Consider the following 5404-nt stretch of genomic DNA (forward strand, 5'->3'; position numbering starts at 1 on the left):
GCCGAGCTCGTTGTTCTGCTGCATGCCCAGGAACGAGTCCGGCATCTCGATGCGCCATAGCTGCCGGGGTGCCGGAGCCTGCGGGTGTTCGCCGCCCCCCGAGCCCGAGCCGTTCCCGGCCCCTCCGCCGCCACCTCCCGTGCCGTTTCCCCCGGCCGTGCCTCCGTCGGCCACGCCGGCTCCGGACGGCGTATCGCTGTCACTCCCGGTCAGCGCGTATGCCCCGCCGGCCACCAGCAGGACGCCGACCACGCCCAGGGCGACCCACAGCCCGGTGAGCGAAGTCCGCACCGTGGTGGGCGGGTTGTAGGCGGGGTGCGCCGGGGTTGGCCACACGGCCGGGCCGTTCGCCGGGTGGCCAGGAGGCGGCGGGTAGCCGGGCTGGGCCGCCGCTCCGCCCGGCATCATCACCGGCGGCGGGTAGGCGGGGGGCGGGTAGGCGGGCGGCGGCGGGACGCTTCCCGGCCGACCGACGGGGTTCCCGCCCGGCTCTTCGTACATCGGCGGACTCCTGGAGGTGTCGTGAGAAGGCAGTGACTGAACAGTGCTGTTCCAGTGAAGGATGCCCATCGGCTCCCCGGCTCGGCTACCGTCTCCGGATCACTGTGTCCGATCTGTTGTCCGCCCGGAGCAGGGTTCCTGACGGCCCGTCGAACCGCCGGAGGGTTGTGGCTGCTCGCCAGGGATCTGAGGCGGGGTGGGGCGCTTGTGCTGGGAGGTGATCGCCGGTGGGTGATCGTTTGGCAGCGGGCGACTTCGGTGTCCAACGCCGAAAAGTTATGGTTTGAGCAGTTCTGTCAAATCAACGCGTAGATCGGCGAGTTCGCGGCATTGGGCTGGCTGGTTCGGGCGTCTGCTGGTGCGTCTTCGGGGAGAGCGTAGGTTGCCGGTGCGGTCTTGACCAGCAGGTTCTTGCGTGCCCAGGCGCTCAGGTGGATGGCGAGGGTGTTCTCCTTGACAGTGTTCAGCGCGGCGGCGATCTCGCGGGTGTGCCAGTGGCGGTCGGGCGCCGTCGCCATGACAGCGAGCACGTCCTCGCGGCGAACGGCGAGTTTGGAGGGCCTGGGTGGCCCGGCCGGGATCTTGAAGGTTCCGGGTCCGGTCTTGATGAGGATCTCGCGTCGTGCCCACCGGAGCAGTTCGCCGGTCAGGTCGCTGCGGTCCAGTCTCAGACGGTGGCCAGTTCGGTGGCTCGCCACTCACGGTCCGGGGCGGCTCCCATGGTGGCGAGGATGTCCTCCAGTCTGCTGGTGTGCACCGGGGCTGGAGGCGGCAACAGCATGTCAGCGCTTTCGGGGGGTCGGTGAGAGGTGTTGCCGGTGGTGGCGGAGGGCAGTGCTTGCGCCGGCGCCGGTGGCAAGTCGTGCCGGGTATCAGGAACTGCCGCCGGGGCGGGCAGGAGATCGCCCTCGGCGGGTGCGTGGATGGTGATGTCGATGGCGGTGACCGGGGTGCTGAGGATGGGGCGGTCCTCGTCGGGCGGGCGGTGTCCGTAGCGGGCGGAGACTCCCTTGACAGTGCGCGCGCCGACCCGCGGACGGCGGGCGGGGAGCAAGGTGCCCGCCACCGCTTCGGTGATCGGGCTGGTCAGCTCGCTGCCGGTGGCGGGCAGGACGCCGGCGGCGCGGGTGGTCGTGTCGCGTGCGGCACGCAGGGCCGCGGTGAAGCAGGCGCGGTCGGGATCGCATCCGGGAAGGGCATCTGTGGCATCCAGCATCGCGGCACGCAGCAGTTGGTAGACCGTGAGCAGGGCCCACATCTCCTGGCGCAGGCCCTGCGGGTCACCCGAGCGCAGGACGCGTCCTTTGAGCATCGTGGAGCGCAGGGCCAAGAACGTCACCTCCACTTCCCAGCGCTCGTGGTACAGGGCGAACAGTTCAGCGGCTGGGTGGCGTCGCGCGTCGGTCAGCGTGGTCACCAGCCGGTACTCGGCCCGGTGTGTGCTGCCGTCCGCGCAGGTCAGAGTGACGGTCGCGGTGATGAAACGGACCGGGACCCCGGCGACGACCGTGAGGAAGGAGCCATCGTGCAGCACCCGCAGCACGGCCGGCTTACGCGACGAGCAAACCCGCAGGAGCAAGCCGGCACCCGTCCCGTTCACGATACGGATGAAGTCGTTCGTGTCGAAGCCGCGGTCGGCGAGCACCAGCATGTCCCTGGTCAGGTGGTGGACCAGCTCCAGTGCGCAGGCCACCTCACCGCGCAACGGGCCGACGACGGCCCCGATCAGGGCCCGCGTCCCGGTCTCCACCAGAGCCATCACCGACAGCAGCGGGTAGGCGGCAACGCCGGAACCGCCTTGTAGCGGCCGAGCCAGGCGACGTTGTCGCCGGTCTCGGGAACCCGGGTGGACCTGCAGCCGTCGAACGCGACCGTGCGCAGATCCCGGTAGGACACGCCAGGCGTGCACGGCCTTCCCAGCGGCCCCGCGAGCACTTCGAACAGATCCCGGAACGGGTCCGGCCCCAGACGCCTGCGCGCATCGGCAAGACCAGCCGCAGTCACCGCCGCGACCACGTGCCCCGACTGCCGGACCGCCCCGGTCAGCGTGTCCCACACACGCCCGTAGGAGACGTCGGTGAACAGAGCCAGCGCCAACACGAAGTACACCGCCACCCGGGCCGGCAACTTCCGGGTGCGGCCCCGGCGCCCCGGCCGGTCCAGGACATCGTCAACCAGCTCGAAGGGTACGAAACGAGTCAGGGCCCCCAGATGCCCCGGCGCGAACACCCCGCCCGCCGTCGTGATGGTCTGAGTCAGCGTCATCGTGCCACACTGGTCCGGCAACGGGACCTCCGGTGTTGGTCTGTCTTGGTCGACGGCCTAACTGCCGAAGGTCCCGTTTCGTCGCTCCGCCCCCATCTTGCGACACGCTGCCGCAATGTCGACCACGCTTGACAAACAGCTAAAAAGTCCAACTTTTCGGCATTGCTTCGGTGTCCGTCAGCACGAGCAGAGCCCGCAGGAGCGTGGTGGCGTGGCGGGCGGTCGTGTGGATTCCGGTGAGGATGGACCGCGCCTTGAGGCCGGCGGAGCCGTACTCGTCCGCGCTGGGCGCCGCGGAACTGTCCGACACGCCACCTCCGCCGCCGGTGGTTCCTCCCGTCCGGTTCTCCGCAGGAGAGCGGGAGGCCACCGGGATCCGGCACTGGGATTCGGGTGAACCGGCCGCCCGGCAGACGACCACCTGCTACCGATCACGCCTCGACCAGCTTGAGCGTTCCCCTCCCGTCTTGCACTGGCCCCGTGACCTGCGCGCCAGGTTGGCAACCTGCAACCAGAGGACGACGAAGGCCCGGACCGGTGAACAGTCCGGGCCGACGTTTGCCCTGGTGGGTGGGTGTGCGGAGGTTACGGGATTCGAACTCGTGAGGGGTTGCCCCCAAGACGCTTTCCCAAGCGTGCGCGCACGCGGGGAGGGCCCGGGGCGGTGCCCCGGGCCTTCCCGTGGGTGGCGGTCGTGCGGTGTCGTGCGGTGCCGTGAGGCGTCAGGCCGGCAGGACGGCCTCGATCGCGGCGATGACCTCGTCCGACTCCGGCTCGGTGCGCGGGCGGATGCGGGCTGCGACGGTGCCGTCGGGGGTGACGAGGAACTTCTCGAAGTTCCAGGCGACGTCCCCGGCCTGGCCCTCGGCGTCGGCGGTCTGCGTCAGCACCTCGTACAGCGGGTGGCGGTCGTCGCCGTTGACGTCGGTCTTCTCGAACAGCGGGAAGGAGACGCCGTAGGTGGTGGAGCAGAAGGTCTGGATCTCCTCGGCGCTGCCCGGCTCCTGCCCGGCGAACTGGTTGGAGGGGAAGCCCAGCACGGTGAAGCCGCGCGCGGCGTACCGCTCCTGGAGCCGCTCCAGGCCGGCGTACTGGGGCGTCAGGCCGCACTTGGAGGCGACGTTGACGATCAGCAGCGCCTTGCCCTTGTGGTCGGCCAGCGAGGCGGCCTCGCCGGTCAGGGTGCGCAGCGGGATGTCGTACAGGCTCACGGAAAGCCCCTTCGGAGGGTCGGTGTCGGGACAGGACTCGGCACGGAACGGTAGCCGCTCCCGCCTCTCCCAACCACGACCGGGCTACGGGTGTTCCGCCCCGGCCTGCGGCGGCTGCGCGTCGATGTGGGCGGCGACGGCCGAGAAGTCGGCGCTGTGCCAGCGCTCGGGGCGCATCCGGATGACGATGTCGGCGGTCAACTGCTCCGTGGTGGCGGCGAGGTAGGCGCGGGCGGTGGCGGGCGGCATGTAACGGTGGGCCATCGCGGCCCGCTCGGCGGGGTCGACGGTGTCCTCGATCGCGACCACCGGGCCCTCGACGCTCACGTAGCGGCAGGGCGGCTCCTCCTGCTGGGCGCAGAGTGCGAACCGGCCGGCGGAGCGGATCCGGCGGGCCTTGGCGGAGTCGCGGCCGGTGAGGACGGTGACCACGCCGCCCGGCCGGTAGGAGTACCAGACCGGGACAGCCAGCGGGCCCCAGCCCGGTCCGGCGCCGTCACCGCCGTCACCGCCGACGGCGAGGACGCCGACGTGGGTGGCGGCGAGGAAGCTCTCGCGCTCGGGGATGCTCATGGCGAAGGACACGGGCGGGCCTCCCGGGGGCCGGAGGCCGCGCGCTGCGGTCGCGCGCGGGCGGTGCCCGGTACGTACCCGCACGGTCCGTCGGCCGAACGTGTCCGCCGGGGCCGTACTGCGTCCGGGCGGACGCGGCGCACTCTCGGTGTGCGCCCGCGTCCGCCCGGTGTGACTCAGAGCGCCAGCGGCTTGATGGCGGTCGGGGCGTGCTCCGGCAGGGTGGCGAGCTCCTCGAACTCGGTCACGTTGCTCATATCGACGGTCTTGCTCATCGAGATGTTGGTGATCCGCTCCAGGATGGCCTCGACCACGACCGGGACGCTGTGCTCGGCGGCGAGCTTCTTGGCCTCCTCGAAGGCGGCGCCGAGCTCGTTCGGGTCGGTGACGCGGATCGCCTTGACGCCCAGGCCCTCGGCGACCTTGACGTGGTCGACGCCGTAGACGCCGAGCTCCGGCGTGTTGATGTTCTCGAACTCCAGGTTGACCTGGAAGTTGATGTCCAGCCCGATCTGCGCCTGGCGGATCAGGCCCAGGTAGGCGTTGTTCACCAGGACGTGGACGTAGGGGACCTTGTGCTGGGCGGCGACCGCCAGCTCCTCGATCATGAACTGGAAGTCGTAGTCGCCGGACAGTGCGACGATCGGGGTCTCCGGGTCCGCGGTGGCGGCGCCGATGGCGGCCGGGATGGTCCAGCCGAGCGGGCCGGCCTGGCCGCAGTTGATCCAGTTGCGCGGCTTGTAGACGTGCAGCATCTGCGCGCCGGCGATCTGGGAGAGGCCGATGGTGGTGACGTACCGGGTCTCCGGGCCGAAGGCCTTGTTCATCTCCTCGTAGACGCGCTGCGGCTTCAT

The 5404-nt window shown here is 70.7% G+C and carries 6 protein-coding genes and 1 pseudogene; all 7 read right to left on the reverse strand.

Annotated features, from left to right (window positions below):
* Positions 1–501, reverse strand: a pseudogene (locus C2142_RS35370) (hypothetical protein); the annotation flags it as partial.
* Positions 502–797: 296 nt separating this feature from the next.
* A complete protein-coding gene (locus tag C2142_RS35375) occupies positions 798–1199 on the reverse strand; it encodes a hypothetical protein (protein WP_148646931.1) in 402 nt (133 codons plus the stop codon).
* Positions 1169–2260 carry a transposase gene (locus tag C2142_RS35380; RefSeq protein ID WP_148646932.1) on the reverse strand — a complete coding sequence of 364 codons (1092 nt, stop codon included), beginning with the start codon at positions 2258–2260 and terminating at the stop codon, positions 1169–1171. Before C2142_RS35380 ends, C2142_RS35375 begins: the two co-directional genes overlap by 31 nt.
* Positions 2260–2766, reverse strand: a complete 507-nt coding sequence (locus tag C2142_RS35385) for a transposase domain-containing protein (protein WP_148646933.1) — start codon at positions 2764–2766, stop codon at positions 2260–2262. Before C2142_RS35385 ends, C2142_RS35380 begins: the two co-directional genes overlap by 1 nt.
* 722 nt (positions 2767–3488) lie before the next feature.
* Positions 3489–3977 carry a glutathione peroxidase gene (locus C2142_RS35390; protein WP_148646934.1) on the reverse strand — a complete coding sequence of 163 codons (489 nt, stop codon included), beginning with the start codon at positions 3975–3977 and terminating at the stop codon, positions 3489–3491.
* 84 nt (positions 3978–4061) lie between these two features.
* On the reverse strand, positions 4062–4562 hold the full coding sequence (locus tag C2142_RS35395; protein ID WP_241002980.1) for a pyridoxamine 5'-phosphate oxidase family protein: 501 nt from the start codon (positions 4560–4562) through the stop codon (positions 4062–4064).
* 164 nt (positions 4563–4726) lie between these two features.
* Positions 4727–5404: thiamine pyrophosphate-dependent enzyme (locus tag C2142_RS40930; protein WP_241002981.1), on the reverse strand; the 678-nt coding region annotated here is incomplete at its 5' end.

Source organism: Streptomyces sp. CB01881, from assembly GCF_002953255.1.
In the GTDB taxonomy this organism is placed as follows: Bacteria; Actinomycetota; Actinomycetes; order Streptomycetales; family Streptomycetaceae; genus Kitasatospora.